The organism is Arthrobacter sp. MDT2-34-1 (assembly GCF_059091365.1).
This window is the reverse complement of record NZ_JBNHGO010000001.1, coordinates 249,337-266,711: the sequence shown is the minus strand read 5'-3', so window position 1 is coordinate 266,711 and position 17,375 is coordinate 249,337. Positions and strand designations below refer to the sequence as shown.

Sequence of the window (17,375 nt, the reverse complement as noted above, 5' to 3'; positions counted from 1 at the left end):
CAGACTCGGAATCGGTCGCCGGGACGGACGCTTCGCTTGCTTTTAGCACGGTATCTACTCTAATCGAAAATTCGTTCGAACTTGTATTACATCGGTCACGGCGGACGGCACCTGCGGACAGAGAGCGTCCGCAATCGTCGGCTCCCCGGCCGGCGCCAGACGACGCCTGATGCCGCCTACTTGATGCCGTGGCGCTCCAACGCGGCCTTGGCGGCGGCGAGTGCTTCCTTGCCGCCGATCCCTTGGCCGTGAACGGCGCGGGCGAATGCTTCGGCGGCATCGCCCAGTTGTTGCCGGGCCTTGCCGGCTCCGGCGCTGACCACGGTGCCGGCCCGGCCGTGGGTTTCCACCCGCCCGGCAGTTTCAAGCTCCCGGTAGGCGCGTGCCACGGTATTCGGGACCACACCCAGATGGTCGGCCAACCGCCTGACGGGCGGCAGCTTCGTGCCTACCGGGAGTTCGCCGGCATCGGCCGCTTCGATGATCCGCAGCCTCAACTGCTCGAAGAGCGGCACGGCGCTGTCGCGGTTCATCCGCCAGTCAAACTCGCTCGCTTCCATCGTCTGCGCCCGCTCCTCGTCGTGTCCCCAGCATCGCGCTGCCTGTCCGCTGCTACAACCAGAATGACATCCTGAGCCGTCCGGGTCGACTGTCGGTAGGCTGGGAAGCATGTTGCTTCACGAAGATCCTGCAGTCACCATCCGCGGTATTTCCGTTTCCGAGATGGACAACAACGTCTATCTGCTGACGGCCAAGGCTTCCGGCACCCAGGTGTTGATCGACGCCGCCGATGACTTTCCGGCCATCCAGCAACTGCTGCGCGAGGGCGCCGCGGATGCCGGGCGGCCGGCCGAGGTTGCCCTGATCGTGACCACGCACAGCCACTGGGACCATGTCCGGGCCCTGCCGGAGGCGGTGGCCGCTACCGGCGCCAAAACGGCGGCCGGGGTGGAGGATATTCCGCAGATCGAGGTGCGGACCGATGTTGCGCTCGAGCATCAGGACGTCGGCCGCTTCGACGGATTCTCGTTGGAAGCCATCAAGCTGCGCGGGCACACGCCGGGTTCCGTGGCGCTGCTCTACCGCGCACCCGAGGGTCCGCCGCACCTGTTCACCGGAGATTCCCTGTTTCCGGGCGGGCTGGGCAACACGCAGCAGGACCCGGAACGGTTTTCAACCCTCTTCAACGATGTGGCCGAACGGGTGTTCAACTACCTGCCCGACGACACGGTGGTCCATCCGGGCCATGGCGCCGGCACCACCCTCGGGGCAGAACGGCCTCATCTGGACGAGTGGAAATCGCGCGGCTGGTAGGGCGCATTCAACCCCGACAGACGTGGACGTTGGGGGGAATCCCGCCTGCCGGGGCTCTCTAATTCTAGCGCCGCGGGCTGCTTTCGCTCCCTTGCCACCCGAGGAAGGATGGCAGGCTGCCCCTGTCAGGCCAGGAAGGACGGCAGGCTGCGTTCCGCCGCGGAGTACGTGGCGGCGTCCGGGATCTGTCCCGCCATAAAGCGGTCCACGAGCCGCGGATCCACGTACGACTTGCGGGCGACGGCGGGCGTATTGCCCAGCCGCTCCGAGACGGCGTGCATGGCTGCGACCACGGCCTTGCGCCGTCCGGTGAGATTCGGCTTGCCGGTGTAGCCGGCCAGTGCCACGGCGGCCGTTACCGTTCCCTGCCACGTCCGGAAATCCTTGGCACTGAACTCCGGCCCGCAGAGTTCGTGGATAAACTCGTTCAACTCCGACGCGGCGAGCCCCGACCAGTCTCCGGTGCCGTTGCGGTAACCGATGGCCGGATCGTCGGCCTTCAGGGTCCGCACCGCCGCCAGCTGGACGGCGATATCCGGATCCTTCAGTTCCACGTCCCACTGCAGTCCGCTCTTCCCGGGAAAATGCAGCCGGACGGTATCTTCCCGCACCTGCACGTGGCGAACCAACAACGTCGTAACCCCGTAGGATCCGTTGTCTTCGGCGTAGACTTCCGAACCGATCCGCAACGACGCGCTGTCCAGCAGGCGGAAGGCAACGGCACAGGCCACCGGGCGGGTTCGTTCGCCGGACCTCAGCAGCCTCGTCACCTTGCGGCGCGCGGTGGTCAGGGTGGCTCCGAACGCCAGGGAGCGGTCAAACTTTTCGCGATCCCTCAGTTCCCGCCAACGGGCATGGTAGATGTATTGCCGCCGCCCGGCATCGTCGGTTCCCGCGGCCTGGATGTGCCCGTTGGGTGCCGGGCAGATCCACACATCCGACCACGCCGGCGGGACCGCCAACGCCTTGATCCTTCGGAGCTCGTCCCCGGCAGGCCTCGAACCGTCGGGGTTGCGGTAGGAGAACCCCGTCCCGTGGCGCCGGCGGGTGATGCCGGGTGCACGGACGTTGCTGCGCCTTAGCCTCAGACGGGCACCTCCATCTTAAATCCGCAGCTGCAGCGAAGGATTTCGACGTCGACCCGCACGGTAGGTAGCGGCCCGGTTTCCGGGGAGCCTGCATCCACGGGATCAACGATGGAGTGGTCGATGCGTTCCACCGGCTGCATGGGCTCCCCGCAGTGCATGTAGCCCTCGGCGCCGAAATCGATACCGACGCTCTCGGATTCCGTGGCCGGCACCTTGAAGGTTTCGTGCCCGTAGTAAGCGTCGCAGCGGCTGCACCAATAGCTGACGTCCCATCGCGGCAGTGCGGGCGCCCCGGCCTGCGGCGGCAGCAGCGTTACGGCATCGAAGACCAGGTACTCGTCGGTGCTGCAGGCAGAGCACGAGGGATCGGGCAACGCGCTTCCCGGTTCCCGGTCCTGGCCGGCATGGGCACTTGAACTGTCATTGGCAATCATGATCTTCTGCCCTTCCAATCTGCAATCCAACTAATGATAAGTATACTGTTTGTAACCCATCATACTGAGGTTGGAAAAGCAGCATAGGCGCCGCGGCGGCGCCCCCGAAAGGGTGTACGGCCGCCCGCGGCACGGGCCGCTTGGATCAGCCGCCACGAAAGCAGCCCCGGGCGGACCTAGCTGGTGCCGTCATACAGCGAGTCCGGCGGTTCGCCCCCTGGTTTGCCGTACAGGCCACGGACCCGCCGCTTGCTGGCCTGCAGCGCGTCCCTGCTGTCGCGCCGGTCCAGTTCAACGCGCAGTTCCTCCAAGCGAAACTCGGTCTCGGGGTCGGCCGCGCCGAACTGGATGCTTTCCCGCTCGAGCTGGCGCATGGCCCTGCCGTACAGTGCCAGCAGTTCGGGGTCCCCGAGGGGGGCCAGATCCATGGGAAATTCGTCGGCGGGTGACAGATGGCGGTGCCGCATCAGTCCCGCCCCAAACCGATGAAACCCCCTGCATACCGACCGGCATCGGACCTGTCCATGCGCAGCCTCCAGATAGCCCGGGAGCCGATTCGGCTCCAACTGCTGCGAGCTTACAAGCGCTTCCCCCCTCCGGCAACGAATGACTGTATTATCGCGCCGGCGCGGTTAATTTTACGCCTTGGTCTTGACAGGCGGCAGCCCGGGATGCCGTGGGCATCCCGGGCACCCGTCCGCCGGGGACGGCGGGATGATCATTCGTCGTAGCGTTCTTCCCGGATGGTTCCGAACGGGACCTCCTCGGCCGCCATGGCTTGCACTTCGTTGGGGAGGAAGCGGACCAGCACGCCGCGATCGCCTTCGGCGGCCGATTGCTTCAGCACCGGCAGGATCGCGTCGGCCTGGGTCGGCTCACATCCGGCCAGGTACCTGGCATACGCCTCCGGCAACTGCTCCGACATCATGGCCGCCGGGATCAGTAGGAGATGAACTCGACCAGTTCACCCACCCGGTCCTCCGGATAGTTGCGGGCGACGTCAGCCTGGCTGAGTATTCCGACCAGGTCGTGTCCATCGATGACCGGCAGCCGGCGCACCTGATGGTCCTGCATGGTTCTGATGGCCTCTTCGATGCTGTCGTCCGCGCCGATGGTCACCGGCTTGCCTTGGCCCAGTTCGCCCGCTTTCACCTCGCGCGGGTCCCGCCCGTCGGCCAGGCACTTGACCACAATGTCGCGGTCGGTGACCATGCCCTTGAGCCTGTTGTCCTCACCGCAAATGGGCAACGACCCCACGTCGAGGTCCCGCATTTTTTGCGCGGCCAGCTCCAGCGTCTCGTTCTCGCCAATGCATTCAACACCACCGGTCATGATTTCCCTTGCGGTTGTCACGGATATCAGTCCCTTCAGGTAGTTCGAGCCGCTTCGCGCACCGTCCGGCCAGCGGGGACGAGCACGCCAAGCTGATTTATAAGGTTACTTACAATTACCACAGGGCGCGGGGGAATTGAAGGGCGGCCCGCGCCTTAAGCCACGGAGCCCCCGTGAACCAGCGGCTCACGGGGGCTCAGTGACAAAGGAACCGGATCAGCGCCTGGCGCCGCCTTCGGTGTCGTCGGCAACACGGTCGGCGTCCTCGTTCAGGTGGGCCTTGGCGTCGGCGATCTTGTCCTTGGCCTCGCCCTCGACCTGCTGGCCCTTGCCCTTCAGCTGCTGGGACTTGTCATCCCTCGCCTCGCCGACGGCTTCGTTGACCTTGCCGGTCACCTTGTCCTTCGCAGCATCGAACTTGTCGCCCATACCCATATCAGCACCTCTTTCGGTTCAGGTTTTCCTACAGGTTTAGCCAGAGTATCGCGCCGCGGGCCAAGTAGAAAGCTTGCTGACCTTCGGGCCGGTTCGCCCGGGGCCGACCCTTCGCGCTTCCGGATCCTTACGGGAGGGCAGGCCGCTACCCGGCTGTACGACCCGATGCACGACAGCGTAGGGTGGCATCACGATCAGCATACTGACCATACCGGCCGCTCCCCGGCCACGCCTTCCACTCCAGTGGAGCACCAACGGTGCCGGCGGAGCCTTCGCAGCGGCCGTTAGAAGGGAGCCAGACATGACGGATCAGTACACCTTCCAGAATCCGGTAGACCGTTTTCCCAGCATCTCGCCGCCCAAACAGAGCCAGCCGGAGCCCGGGCTGGACAAAGAGCTGGAGCCCGAGACCGACCGCGGCGAAGAGTCGTACCGCGGCACCGGCCGGCTGACCGGCCGCAAGGCCCTGATCACGGGAGCTGACTCCGGCATCGGCGCCGCCGTCGCCATCGGGTTCGCCCGCGAGGGAGCCGACGTCGCCCTCTCCTACCTTCCGGCGGAGGAATCCGATGCCCGGCACGTCGCTTCGGTCATCGAGCAGGATGGCCGGAAGGCGGTGCTGCTTCCGGGCGATATTTCCGATGCCGAGGCGTCCCGCGAGCTGGTCGCCAAGGCGGTGGAACAGTTGGGCGGGCTGGACATCCTGGTCAACAACGCAGGGCGCCAAATCGCCGTCGAGAAAATCGAAGACATCAGCGACGAACAGTTCGAGGACACGTTCCGCACAAATGTTTTTGCCATGTTTTGGATCACCAAGGCCGCCGTGCCGCACATGCCGCCGGGCTCGACGATCATCAACACGACCTCGGTCCAGGCCTACAATCCCTCGCCGGTCCTGCTGGACTACGCCTCCACCAAGGCGGCCATCAACAACTTCACCAAGGGTCTTGCGCAGCAGCTGGCAAGCCGCGGGATCCGGGTCAACGCCGTGGCCCCCGGCCCCTTCTGGACCCCGTTGCAGGTCAGCGCGGGACAGCCGAAGGAAAAGCTGCCGGAGTTTGGCAAAAACGTTCCCCTCGGCCGTGCCGGGCAGCCCACCGAACTGGCGCCGGCCTACGTCTATCTGGCCTCGCCGGAGTCGAGCTACGTTTCCGGCGAGACGCTGAACGTCAACGGCGGAACGCCCACGCCGTAGAAGCGAAACGCCCGGCCTTCGAGGACCGCCCCTGCGCCGCACACCGGGTCGCGGGGCGGTCGTCCGGAGGAAAGCGGAGAACAGAAGACTCAGCCGAGCTTGCGCCCCACCGCGAAGATCCGGCGGAATCCGAACACGGTTCCGTGCTCGCCGGCCGGGTAGGCGTCGCGCAGCAGCGTGGCGTACTCTGATTCGAACTTGGCCGCTTCTGCCGCCGGCAGGGCGGCCAGGACGGGGCGCAAGCCGGTCCCCCTGACCCACTCCAGCACCGGATCCGGCCCCTGGAGCAACTGCTGGTAGGTCGTTTCCCAGACGTCGGCGTCACAGCCTTCGTCCCGTAGCAGCATGAGGTAGTCCTCGGGTTCGGAGACCGCGTCCTCGTGGCGAAGCACCCCGTCCAGCCGGCGATGCCACCGCGGCGAGCCGGCGAGCGCCCGCATGAGCGCGTGCGACGGCGCGGCGAAGTTGCCGGGTACCTGCACGGCGAGCCAACTGCCGGGCTTCATGGCGCGCAGCCAGGAACGCATGAGGTCCTGGTGCCCGGGCACCCACTGCAGCGCGGCGTTGGACACCAGCACGTCCAGCTCCGCCGGAGGGGTCCAGGTCCGGATATCCCCGGCCGCGAACGATAACCTGGCCGAGGTGTGCCGCTGCTGCGCCTGCCGGATCATCTCGGGCGAGGAATCCACTCCGGTGATGCTGGCGGCGGGCCAGCGGTCGGCGAGCGCCGCCGTCAGGCCGCCCGGGCCGCAGCCCAGATCCACCACCACTGCGGGGTCGTCGGCGGCGATCCTTCCGGTCAGGTCAAAAAACGGCCGGTCGCGGTGGCCGGCGAATTCCACATACTTCTGCGGGTCCCAGTGCATGGGCAGTACGTTACGCCACGCCCCCGCCGGGGCGGCGCACCGCCGGGTGCCCGCATGGCGCGGCGCGACCACCGCATAAGCTGGAAACAACATGAATCTTCTCCAGCTCCTGCCGGGTACCGGCACTGCCTCAGATCCCGACGACGTCTACACCTGGTTCACCGAGTGGGTCGAATCCCGTGGAATGTCGCTCTACCCTGCCCAGGACGAGGCCGTCATGGAGCTGGTCACCGGCAACAACGTCATCCTGGCTACCCCCACCGGGTCGGGGAAGTCGTTGGTCGCGATCGCGGCCCACTTCCACGCCATGTCCGCCGGGACCGTCAGCTATTACACGGCACCCATCAAGGCGCTCGTGTCGGAGAAGTTCTTCGCCCTGTGCGACATCTTCGGCCCGGAGAACGTCGGCATGGTCACCGGCGACTCGTCGGTCAACCAGGACGCCCCGATCATCTGCTGCACCGCCGAGATACTGGCCAACATCGCGTTGCGTGAGGGCTCCGCCGCGGACCTTGGCACGGTGGTCATGGACGAGTTCCACTACTACTCCGACCCGCAGCGCGGCTGGGCCTGGCAGGTGCCGCTGCTGGAACTGCCGCAGGCGCAGTTCCTGCTGATGTCCGCGACGCTGGGCGACGTGACCCGATTCGAGAAGGAACTCACCGACCTCACCGGCAGGGCGACGGTCACCGTCAGTTCGGCCGAACGCCCCATTCCGCTGCATTACTACTATGTGCAGACCAGCGTGCAGGAGTCGCTGGAGGAACTGCTCTCCACCAGGCAGGTACCCGTCTACGTGGTGCACTTCAGCCAGCTGGAAGCCATTGAGCGCGCACAGAACCTCATGAGCATCAACGTCTGCACCCGGGAGGAGAAGGACCGCATCGCGGAACTGATCTCCGGTTTCCGGTTCGCGGCCGGCTTCGGCAAGACCCTCAACCGCCTGGTCCGGCACGGCATTGGCGTCCATCACGCGGGCATGCTGCCCAAGTACCGCCGGCTCGTGGAGCAGTTGGCGCAGGCCGGGCTGCTGAAGGTCATCTGCGGCACCGACACCCTGGGGGTGGGCATCAACGTGCCCATCCGCACCGTGCTGCTGACCGCCTTGAGCAAGTACGACGGCGTGCGCACCCGCCTGCTCAACGCGCGCGAATTCCATCAGATCGCCGGGCGGGCGGGCCGGGCCGGCTATGACACGGCGGGCACCGTCGTCGTGCAGGCCCCGGAACACGTGGTGGAGAACACCAAGGCGATGGCCAAGGCGGTGGCCAAGTTCGGCGACGACCAGAAAAAACTTCGCCAGGTGGTGAAGAAGAAGCCGCCGACCGGCTTCGTGAGCTGGGGCGAACCGACCTTCCACAAGCTGGTGGAGAGCGACCCCGAACCGCTGACGTCCAGCTTTTCCATCAGCCACGCGATGCTGCTGAACATTCTCGAGCGCCCCGGGGACCCGTTCGCCGCCGCCAAACGGCTGCTGACACGCAACCACGAAACACGCGCGTCCCAGCTGAAGCTGATCAAGAAGGCACTGGGCATTTACCGGGAGCTGGTGGTTTCCGGCCTGGTGGAACGCCTCGACGCGCCGGACGAGCACGGGCACCTCGTCCGGCTGAAGGTGGAGCTGCAGCCGAATTTCGCGCTGAACCAACCGCTTTCCCCGTTCGCCGTGGCCAGCCTGGACCTGCTGGACCCCGAGGACGGCGGCTATGCACTGGACGTGGTCTCCATCATCGAGGCCACGCTGGAGAAGCCCCGCCAGATCCTGTCCGCGCAGGAGAAGAAGGCACGCGGCGAAGCCGTGGCTGCGATGAAGGCCGACGGCATCGAATACGACCAGCGGATGGCCCTGCTGGACGAGGTCACCTACCCGCAGCCGCTGGCCGAGCTGCTCGAGGCCGCCTTCGAGACCTACCGCCACGGTGCGCCCTGGCTGGGCGATTTTGAACTGGCGCCGAAGTCGGTGATCCGTGACATGTACGAACGGGCGATGAATTTCGGCGAGTTCGTGCAGTTCTACGGGCTGGCCCGCAGCGAGGGCATAGTGCTCCGCTACCTGACCGACGGCTACAAGGCACTGCGGCAGACCGTGCCGGCCGAGGCCCTGCGCGAGGACCTGGCCGACATCATCGCCTGGCTGGGCGAGCTGGTGCGGCAGGTCGACTCCAGCCTGCTGGACGAGTGGGAAGAACTCGCCGCGGGCAAGGGCGCCGCAGATCTGGCGGCCGAGCACGCCGCCGAGTCGGTGTTCACGCAGGAGCCGCCGAAGCTGACGGATAACATCCGGGCCTTCCGCGTGATGGTGCGCAACGAGTTGTTCCGCCGGGTGGAACTGTTCGCCAAGGAGCAGGAAGAGGAGCTCGGTGCCCTGGATGCCGATGCGGGCTGGGACGCCGACCGCTGGGCGGACGCGATGGACGCCTACTACGAGGAGTACGACGACCTCGGCATCGGGCCGGATGCGCGCGGACCGGCGCTGCTGATCATCGAGGAGCAGCCGGCCGTCTGGAAGGTGCGGCAGATCTTTGATGACCCGGCCGGCAACCGGGACTGGGGCATCAGCGCCGAGGTGGACCTTGCCGCCAGCAACGAGACGGGAGCGGCCGCGATCCGGATTCTCGACGTCGGACCGGCCGGCGGCTGAGGTCGGCGGGTCGGCCCGGGCCGGCCGGCGGCTTCCGCTTGCAGGCGGTTGGCGGCGACCCTAGGGTGGTAAGCACACTTACCTTCCGGGGGGCGCGGCCTGCGCTCCCCCGGGCGGCGCGACAGGGGGACAAGCGTGAAAGCACTGACCTGGCAAGGCAAACGGAAGCTGAGCGTCGAGCAGGTTCCGGACCCGGTGCTGCGGGAACCCACGGACGCCATCATCAGGGTGACCTCCACCGCCATCTGCGGATCCGATCTGCACCTCTACGAGCTGTTTGGCCCGTTCCTGTCGCCCGGCGACGTCCTGGGCCATGAACCCATGGGGATCGTCGAGGAGACCGGAAGCGCCGTGCCGGGGCTCAAGCCCGGCGACCGGGTGGTGGTTCCCTTCAACATCGCGTGCGGGCGCTGCCACATGTGCAGCCGGGGGTTGCAGTCGCAGTGCGAAACCACGCAGGTCAAGGACAAGGGTTCAGGTGCCGCACTGTTCGGCTACACCGAGCTCTACGGCTCGGTTCCGGGCGGGCAGGCCGAGTTCCTGCGCGTCCCGCACGCGGACTACGGCCCCATCAAGATCGAGGACAGCCAGGCGCCGGACGAGCAATACCTGTTCCTCTCCGACATCCTCCCGACCGCGTGGCAGGCGGTGGCCTACGCCCAGGTTCCCGACGGCGGCACGCTGGCGGTTTTCGGGCTCGGGCCGGTCGGCCAGTTCGCCGCCCGCATCGGCCGCCATCTGGGCCACCGCGTGATCGGGATCGACCTTGTTCCGGAGCGGCTGGAAATGGCCCGCAGGCACGGCATCGAGACCCTGATGTGGGGACCAAAGATCGCCGACGAACTGCGCGACGCGACCCGGGGCCGCGGTCCGGAGTCGGTGGTCGACGCCGTCGGCATGGAGGCGCACGGCGCGACCGCGGCGGCCACCGCGCAATTCGCCGTCGGACTCCTCCCCGACCCCGTGGCCAGGAAGCTGATGTCGACGGCAGGGCTGGACCGCCTCTCCGTCCTGCACGCCGCGATCGACGCCGTGGCCCGCGGCGGCACCATCTCGCTGTCCGGCGTCTACGCCGGCCAGGCCGACCCCATGCCGATGCTGACGCTCTTCGACAAGCAGGTCACGCTGCGGATGGGCCAGTGCAACGTCCGGCGCTGGATCGACGATGTGCTGCCGCTGGCGGCTGATCCGGCGGATCCGCTCGGCGTCGGCGACCTGGTCACGCACACGGCCCCGCTGGCTCAGGCCCCGGAAATGTACGAGAAATTCCAGAAGAAGGACGACGGCTGCATCAAGGTGGTGCTCAAGCCGTAGCGCCCGCTCCGGGACGCTAGGCTTTTGTCATGTCTGTGATCCGCCCGGCCGACGAAGCCGATGTCCCCGTTATCCTCGACCTGATCCGCGACCTGGCCGTGTACGAGAAGGAACCGGACGCGGTCAAAACCACGCCCGAACAGCTGCGGCACGCCCTGTTTTCGGCCCGGCCGTCGGTCTTCGCGCACGTGGCGGAAGACGACGGCGGTGTGCAGGGTTTCGCCCTCTGGTTCCGGAACTTTTCCACGTGGGAGGGTGTGCACGGCATCTATTTGGAGGACCTGTATGTACGGCCCGAGGCCCGCGGACGCGGCTACGGCAAGGCCCTGCTGCAGACGTTGGCCAGCCACGCGGTGGCGTCGGGGTACGCCCGGGTGGAGTGGGCGGTACTGAACTGGAACCGCCCGTCCATCGACTTCTACCGCAGCCTCGGCGCCCGGATGCAGGAGGAATGGTCGACGTTCCGGCTGGCCGGCGACGCCCTCGCCTCGTTCGGCTCGGGCGCCGGCCGGGTGCACCCGTGACCGGACACCGAGTGACCGGAACGCACCGCATCCGCGGCATGCGGACGGCCGGGTATTTCTTTGACGTGCCGCTCGACCATGCGGATCCGGACGGCGAAACCCTCGAGATCTTCGCCCGCGAGTATTCATCCCTGGAACACGACGACGGCGCCGCGGCGCGTCTGCCGTGGCTGCTGTTCCTGCAGGGCGGGCCCGGCGGCCGAGGCAACCGGGTGACGTCGTTGTCCGGCTGGATGAAGGAGGCGGCCAAGACCTTCCGCATCCTCATGCTGGACCAGCGCGGCACCGGCCTCTCCTCCCCCGTGAACCGGCAGACGCTGCCGTTGCGCGGCGACGCGGCGGCGCAGGCGGCCTTCCTGTGCCATTTCCGTGCGGACTCGATCGTGCGTGACGCCGAGCTGATCCGGCAGGAGCTCGGCAGCGGACCGTGGAGCATCTTCGGGCAGAGCTACGGCGGCTTCTGTGCGCTGACCTACCTCTCCCTCGCACCCGAGGGGCTGCGGGAAGTGCTGATCACCGGCGGCCTGGCCCCGCTGGCGGGAGGAGCCGAGCAGGTCTACCGGGCCACGTTTCCCCGGGTGGAAGCACGCAACCGGGAATACTTCGCCCGCTACCCGGAAGACCGGGCCCGGGTCACCGCCGTCGCACGACACCTGGAATCGGTGCCCGAGTACCTGCCGTCCGGCGAGCGACTGACCACCGGCCGGTTTCAGATGGCCGGGTCGTTTTTGGGCGGCAACACCCGGATCGACGCCCTGCACTACCTGCTGGAGGACGCCTTTGTCCCGACGCCGTCCGGCCGGCGGCTCTCGGATACCTTCCTTGAGCAGGTCTCCGCGCTGGCGGGCCGTGCTTCCAACCCCCTCTATGCCCTGATGCACGAATCCATCTATGCTCAGGGCGAAGCGACCGGGTGGGCGGCGTGGCGCGTGCTCCGGGAGTTCCCGCAGTTCGCCCCGGAGGCGGACGAGCCGCTGCTCACCGGCGAGATGGTCTATCCCTGGTACTTCGAGCAGGACCCGGCCCTGGTGCCGCTGCGGGAGGTGGCCGAGCTGCTGGCGGCGAAGTCGGACTGGCCGGCGCTCTACGACGCCGACCGGCTGGCCGGGAACGACGTCCCCGCCGCCGCGGCCGTCTATCGCGACGACATTTACGTGGAGCGCGGCCTGTCCCTGGAAACGGCCGCGCGGGTGAAGGGGCTGCAGGTCTGGGAAACCGGTGAGTTCCATCACGACGGCATTGCGGACGACGGCGAGGCCGTCTTCCGGCGCCTGCTCGGCATGGTCCGGGGCTGACTGCCGTCCCTCACGGCCCGGCAAACGTGCCCGAATGCGCTTTTACCCGATGGCTCACGATGGGCTCCTGTCGCCGACACCCACGCCTGCCGGGATGCCCCGGCTGCGGGCGGCGAAAGCCATCGCCAGCAAGACGCAGGCAACGACGGCGGCCGCCGCGTTCAGGCCGCCGAACCCCAGGGCGGCCAGCAGCGGGCCGGACAGGGCTGCCCCCATGGCCCCGGCGGCGCCCATCAGCGTGTCGGACAGGCCTTGGGCCGGCACGCGGCCGGACTCCGGCACCGACTCGGCCAACAGCGTGGAGCCGGCAATCACCGAGGCCGACCACCCCAGGCCCAGCAACACCAGACCGGCACCCACCAGCCACGTGTCCTGCTGTCCCAACCCGGCCAGCGCCGTCGCGGCCAGGAGGACCAGTTGCCCGGCCGCTATGGTGCGGGTTCGTCCCAGCCGGTCGGTCAGCCAGCCCATCAGCGGCGAGAGTGCGTACATGCCGGCCAGGTGCAGCGAGATCGTGAAGCCGATGATGGCGAACGTGTCTGTCTGGCTGTGCTGGTGCCCGCCGGCATGGTCCAGCGCCTGCAGGTGCACGGGCGTCATGGACATCACCGCTACCATCACCAGCTGGGCGCCCACCACGCACGCCAATCCGAGCGCGGCCATGGGATGGTGCCGGATCGCCGCCACGCCCGTCCGCAGGGTTCCGCGGCGGTTGACCGGTAGGGCTTCCCCGCCGCCGCGTGCGCGCGCATAGCCCAACGGGTCCGGCCGCAGGCCCACCAGCAGCAGCGCCGCGCCGATGGCCATGCCCGCCATCGAGAACAGGAATGGTCCGGAGGATTCGGGCAACCCGAGCGCAGCGCCCAATTCGGCGCCCGGGCGGATCAGGTTGGGGCCGGCCACGGCACCGACCGTGATGGACCAGACCACGAAGGCCAGGTCCCGGCCGCGATGCTGTGGCACGGCCAGGTCCACCGCCGCGAAACGGGCCTGCAGGTTGGCCGCGTTGCCGACCCCCAAGAGGGCGGAGCCGGCCAGCAGCACCGCAAAGGATCCGGTGACCGGTGCCAGCGCCATCAACGCCGAACCCAGCAGGGCGCCCGCCAGTGCTATCGCCATCGTGGACGTTCCCGCCAGGGCCTCGCTGCCGGTGAGCTCCACGGCCAGCAGCGAGCCGATGGCCAGCCCGGCGCCGTGGCCCAAGCCGCTGAACAGCTGGGCCAGGGACAGGGAAACAACGACGCGGCGCTGAACGGCCCTCGTGCGAGGGTCTGCGTTCAGCGCCGCGTCTGGTTGCTGGGTCACACGCCGATCCTAGTCGACCTGCAACCGGTTAAACCGCCGTTACTCGGTGTCGGACTTGGCGCGCTCAGCCTCCGACTGGACGCGCTCAGCGTTGGACCGGGCCGGCTCGGCGTCGGCCCGGGCGGCCTCGCTGTCGGCCCTTGCGGCCTCGCTGTCGGCCCTTGCGCGCTCGGCGTCCTTCGCCAGCCGCGCATCGATGGCTGCCTGACGGCCGGCCGGGCTGAGCAGGCTGGCCACCGTGGCGACCACCAGGGTGCCGATGATCACTCCGAGCGACAGCTGGGTGCTGATCTCCGGGACCCACTCGACGTGCTGGCCGCCGTTGATGAACGGCAACTCGTTCTCGTGCAGCGCGTGGAAGATCAGCTTCACGCCGATAAAGGCCAGGATGACCGACAGCCCGTGCTTGAGGTAGACCAGGCGGTCCATCAGGCCGCCCAATAGGAAGTAAAGCTGGCGCAGACCCATCAGCGCGAAGATGTTCGCCGTGAAGACGATGAACGCGCTCTGGGTGAGGCCGAAGATCGCCGGAATGGAGTCAACCGCGAACAACAGGTCGGTCATGCCGATGGTGATGAAGACCATGACCATGGGGGTGAACAGGCGCTTGCCGTCGACCGTGGTCCGCAGCTTGTTGCCGTCGTAGTGCTCGCTGACCGGCAACTTCTTGGTCAGCCGGGAAATCAGCCCGGACTCGGAGCCCTCTTCCTCGTCCTCGCCCGAGTCTGTTGCCTGCTTCCAGGCGGTCCAGAGCAGGAACGCCCCGAAGATGTAGAAGACCCAGCTGAACTGGGCGATCAGCGTCGCGCCCAGCAAGATGAAGATGCCCCGCAGGATCAGCGCGATGATGATGCCGAACATCAGCACTTCCTGCTGGTACTTCCTCGGCACGGAGAACCTGGCCATGATGATGATGAAGACAAACAGGTTGTCCACGCTGAGGCTGTATTCGGTGATCCAGCCCGCCACGAATTCCTGGCCATAGTCGGGGCCGGCCTGCCAGAACAGCATGCCCGCGAAGATCAGCGCCAGGGTGACGTAGAAACCGACCCAGAGGCCGGCTTCCTTCATGGACGGCTCGTGCGGCCGCTTGACCACGTACAGCAGGTCGAACAGCAGGATGGCGCCCAGGACCACGAAGGACGTGATCTCAAAGGACAGCGATAATTGGTCCGACACGGAACCTTGCCTTTCACAGAAGATGCCGCGCGGGTGCGGTGCGCGGGTGCGAGTGTTCGCCGCAAGTCTCTCCGCCTGCCGCTCTGCGGCCAGGCCACTGCGCCCGGCGGGGCGTCGATGCCCCGCGTGTTGACGTCCACAGTGTTCGGGATACTCCCCTACGCTCGGTCAAGTGTAGCGCAGGTGCGCGACACGACGGCGGGTGCGCACCGCCGTCGTCGTTTCACCGCCGGAAGTCCGAGCGGCAGCTGTTGAGGGCCTAGGCGTGGCCCGCGGCGCGCATCTGCCGGAGGTCCTTCTTCAGGTCGGAGACCTCGTCGCGCAGCCGGGCAGCCAGCTCAAACTGCAGCTCCGCCGCGGCGGCGTGCATCTGCTCAGTCATCTGGGCGATCAGCTCGCCCAAATCCTCGGCCGGTGCCGCAGCCAGGACGTCGCGGCGGATCTTGTCCTTGGGCACGGCGGCGGACAACCCCCGCTTGCCCTTGCCGTAGTCGAACTCCTTGAGAAGTTGCTGGGTGTCGGCGTCCTCGCGGGCCAACTGGTCGGTGATGTCGGCGATCCGCTTCCGCAGGGGCTGCGGGTCCACTCCGTGTTTCTTGTTGTGCGCGACCTGGATCTCCCGGCGGCGGTTCGTCTCCTCGATCGCCTTGGCCATCGAGTCGGTGATCTTGTCCGCGTACATGTGCACCTGCCCCGACACGTTGCGGGCGGCACGGCCGATGGTCTGGATCAGCGAGGTGCTGCTGCGCAGGAAGCCTTCCTTGTCCGCGTCCAGGATGGCGACCAGCGAGACCTCCGGCAGGTCCAGGCCCTCGCGCAGCAGGTTGATGCCCACCAGCACGTCGAACGTGCCCATCCGCAGCTCGCGGAGCAGTTCGACCCGGCGGAGGGTGTCCACGTCGGAGTGCAGGTACTGGACCTTCACGCCGTGCTCGTTCAGGTAGTCGGTGAGGTCCTCGGCCATCCGCTTGGTCAACGTGGTGACCAGGACGCGTTCGTTGCGCTCCACGCGCGCATTGATCTCGCCCAGCAGGTCGTCGATCTGGCCCTTGGTCGGCTTGACGATGACCTCGGGGTCCACCAGGCCCGTGGGCCGGATGATCTGCTGGACATAGCCGTCGGACTTGGACAGCTCGTACTTGCCCGGCGTGGCGGAGAGGTAGACGGTCTGGCCGATCCGTTCCAGGAACTCGTCCCACTTCAGCGGCCGGTTGTCCATCGCGGACGGCAGGCGGAAACCGTAGTCCACCAGATTGCGCTTGCGGGACATGTCGCCCTCGTACATCGCGCCGATCTGCGGCACAGTAACGTGCGATTCGTCGATTACCAGCAGGAAGTCGTCCGGGAAGTAATCCAGCAGGCAGTGCGGCGCGGTGCCCGAACCGCGGCCGTCGATATGCCGCGAGTAGTTCTCGATGCCGTTGCAGAACCCCATCTGCTGCATCATTTCGAGGTCATAGGTGGTGCGCATCCGCAGCCGCTGCGCCTCCACCAGCTTGTTCTGCGACTCGAGGACCTGCAGCCGGTCGCGCAGTTCGTCCTCGATGTCCCTGATCGCCCGGCTCATCCGGTCCTCACCGGCCACATAGTGCGACGCCGGGAAGACGTACATTTCAGTCTCCTCGCGGATGATCTCCCCGGTAACGGGATGCAGCGTCTGGATGTTCTCGATTTCGTCCCCGAAGAACTCGATCCGCACGGCCAGTTCCTCGTACATCGGAATAATCTCCACGGTGTCGCCCCGGACCCGGAACGTGCCCCGGTGGAAGTCGATGTCGTTGCGGGCATATTGCATGGCGACGAACCGGCGCAGCATGTCGTCCCGGTTCATTTCCGCGCCTTTACGGAGCGTGACCATGCCCGAGATGTATTCTTCCGGCGTGCCCAGACCGTAGATGCAGGACACGGTGGCCACCACGATGACGTCGCGCCGGGTCAGCAGCGCGTTCGTCGCCGAGTGGCGCAAACGTTCGACTTCCTCGTTGATGGAGGAGTCCTTCTCGATGAAGGTATCCGTCTGTGCCACGTAGGCTTCCGGCTGGTAGTAGTCGTAGTAGGAAACGAAGTACTCCACGGCGTTGTTCGGCAGCAGCTCGCGGAACTCGTTGGCGAGCTGGGCGGCGAGGGTCTTGTTCTGCACCAGCACCAGCGTGGGCCGCTGGACCTTTTCCACCAGCCAGGCGGTGGTGGCGGACTTGCCGGTGCCGGTGGCGCCGAGCAGCACGATGTCCTTCTCGCCCGCCTGGATCCGTTGGGTCAGTTCCGCGATGGCGGCCGGCTGGTCGCCGGCCGGCTGGAATTCGCTGACCACTTCGAAGGGCGCCACAACGCGTTTGATGTCCTGCGCAAGACTCATGAGGTTAACGGTAGACCCGATTGCGGTCAGGGTGGGTCCGGAATCGCTCTGGGCCTAACCCGGGCAGCGGATCGGCCCGCGCCTTGCCCCTGACCAT

Annotated in this window: 17 protein-coding genes; 6 read left to right on the top strand and 11 right to left on the bottom strand. The window is 67.0% G+C overall.

Going from position 1 to position 17,375, the window contains the following annotated elements:
• Positions 1-176 precede the first annotated feature (176 nt).
• Positions 177-560: a GntR family transcriptional regulator gene (locus tag AC5RVV_RS01230; protein ID WP_493978542.1), complete on the bottom strand. Its 384-nt coding sequence runs from the start codon at positions 558-560 to the stop codon at positions 177-179.
• Positions 561-669: 109 nt separating this feature from the next.
• On the opposite strand from AC5RVV_RS01230, the gene AC5RVV_RS01225 reads away from it, so the two are divergent.
• The gene (locus tag AC5RVV_RS01225) at positions 670-1,314 is read left to right on the top strand and encodes an MBL fold metallo-hydrolase (protein ID WP_493999632.1); all 645 of its coding nucleotides are present in this window, start codon (positions 670-672) and stop codon (positions 1,312-1,314) included.
• Positions 1,315-1,439: 125 nt separating this feature from the next.
• Here AC5RVV_RS01225 and AC5RVV_RS01220 read toward each other — a convergent pair whose 3' ends face one another.
• From AC5RVV_RS01220 to AC5RVV_RS01195, 6 genes are all read right to left on the bottom strand, one after another.
• The gene (locus tag AC5RVV_RS01220) at positions 1,440-2,366 is read right to left on the bottom strand and encodes a DNA topoisomerase IB (RefSeq protein WP_494001250.1); all 927 of its coding nucleotides are present in this window, start codon (positions 2,364-2,366) and stop codon (positions 1,440-1,442) included.
• Positions 2,367-2,398: 32 nt separating this feature from the next.
• Complete coding sequence (locus tag AC5RVV_RS01215) at positions 2,399-2,854, bottom strand: hypothetical protein (protein ID WP_493999631.1); 456 nt, start codon at positions 2,852-2,854, stop codon at positions 2,399-2,401.
• Positions 2,855-3,012: 158 nt separating this feature from the next.
• Positions 3,013-3,264, bottom strand: a complete 252-nt coding sequence (locus AC5RVV_RS01210; protein ID WP_493999630.1) for a hypothetical protein — start codon at positions 3,262-3,264, stop codon at positions 3,013-3,015.
• A 290-nt stretch (positions 3,265-3,554) separates the two neighbouring features.
• Positions 3,555-3,764, bottom strand: a complete 210-nt coding sequence (locus AC5RVV_RS01205; RefSeq protein ID WP_493999629.1) for a hypothetical protein — start codon at positions 3,762-3,764, stop codon at positions 3,555-3,557.
• A gap of 11 nt (positions 3,765-3,775) precedes the next feature.
• Positions 3,776-4,189, bottom strand: a complete 414-nt coding sequence (locus tag AC5RVV_RS01200; RefSeq protein ID WP_493999628.1) for a CBS domain-containing protein — start codon at positions 4,187-4,189, stop codon at positions 3,776-3,778.
• Positions 4,190-4,384: 195 nt separating this feature from the next.
• A complete protein-coding gene (locus AC5RVV_RS01195; protein WP_493999627.1) occupies positions 4,385-4,603 on the bottom strand; it encodes a CsbD family protein in 219 nt (72 codons plus the stop codon).
• A 301-nt stretch (positions 4,604-4,904) separates the two neighbouring features.
• Between AC5RVV_RS01195 and AC5RVV_RS01190 the strand changes: the two genes are divergently transcribed.
• Positions 4,905-5,798 carry a glucose 1-dehydrogenase gene (locus AC5RVV_RS01190; protein WP_493999626.1) on the top strand — a complete coding sequence of 298 codons (894 nt, stop codon included), beginning with the start codon at positions 4,905-4,907 and terminating at the stop codon, positions 5,796-5,798.
• An 89-nt stretch (positions 5,799-5,887) separates the two neighbouring features.
• Here AC5RVV_RS01190 and AC5RVV_RS01185 read toward each other — a convergent pair whose 3' ends face one another.
• Entirely contained in the window at positions 5,888-6,664 is a 777-nt protein-coding gene (locus tag AC5RVV_RS01185; RefSeq protein WP_493999625.1) for a trans-aconitate 2-methyltransferase, read from the bottom strand.
• A gap of 91 nt (positions 6,665-6,755) precedes the next feature.
• Here AC5RVV_RS01185 and AC5RVV_RS01180 point away from each other — a divergent pair, with 91 nt between their 5' ends.
• The 4 genes from AC5RVV_RS01180 (at position 6,756) to AC5RVV_RS01165 (ending at position 12,438) form a co-directional block, all read left to right on the top strand.
• Entirely contained in the window at positions 6,756-9,305 is a 2,550-nt protein-coding gene (locus AC5RVV_RS01180) for a DEAD/DEAH box helicase (RefSeq protein WP_493999624.1), read from the top strand.
• A 135-nt stretch (positions 9,306-9,440) separates the two neighbouring features.
• Positions 9,441-10,619 carry a zinc-dependent alcohol dehydrogenase gene (locus AC5RVV_RS01175; protein WP_493999623.1) on the top strand — a complete coding sequence of 393 codons (1,179 nt, stop codon included), beginning with the start codon at positions 9,441-9,443 and terminating at the stop codon, positions 10,617-10,619.
• 29 nt (positions 10,620-10,648) lie between these two features.
• A complete protein-coding gene (locus AC5RVV_RS01170) occupies positions 10,649-11,143 on the top strand; it encodes a GNAT family N-acetyltransferase (RefSeq protein WP_493999622.1) in 495 nt (164 codons plus the stop codon).
• Between the two features lie 38 nt (positions 11,144-11,181).
• The gene (locus AC5RVV_RS01165; protein ID WP_494001249.1) at positions 11,182-12,438 is read left to right on the top strand and encodes an alpha/beta fold hydrolase; all 1,257 of its coding nucleotides are present in this window, start codon (positions 11,182-11,184) and stop codon (positions 12,436-12,438) included.
• A 54-nt stretch (positions 12,439-12,492) separates the two neighbouring features.
• Here AC5RVV_RS01165 and AC5RVV_RS01160 read toward each other — a convergent pair whose 3' ends face one another.
• From AC5RVV_RS01160 to uvrB, 3 genes are all read right to left on the bottom strand, one after another.
• Entirely contained in the window at positions 12,493-13,743 is a 1,251-nt protein-coding gene (locus tag AC5RVV_RS01160; protein WP_493999621.1) for an MFS transporter, read from the bottom strand.
• 39 nt (positions 13,744-13,782) lie between these two features.
• The gene (locus AC5RVV_RS01155; RefSeq protein WP_493999620.1) at positions 13,783-14,922 is read right to left on the bottom strand and encodes a TerC/Alx family metal homeostasis membrane protein; all 1,140 of its coding nucleotides are present in this window, start codon (positions 14,920-14,922) and stop codon (positions 13,783-13,785) included.
• A gap of 259 nt (positions 14,923-15,181) precedes the next feature.
• Positions 15,182-17,278, bottom strand: coding sequence for an excinuclease ABC subunit UvrB (uvrB, locus tag AC5RVV_RS01150; protein WP_493999619.1), 2,097 nt, complete (start codon positions 17,276-17,278; stop codon positions 15,182-15,184).
• Between the last annotated feature and the right edge of the window lie 97 nt (positions 17,279-17,375).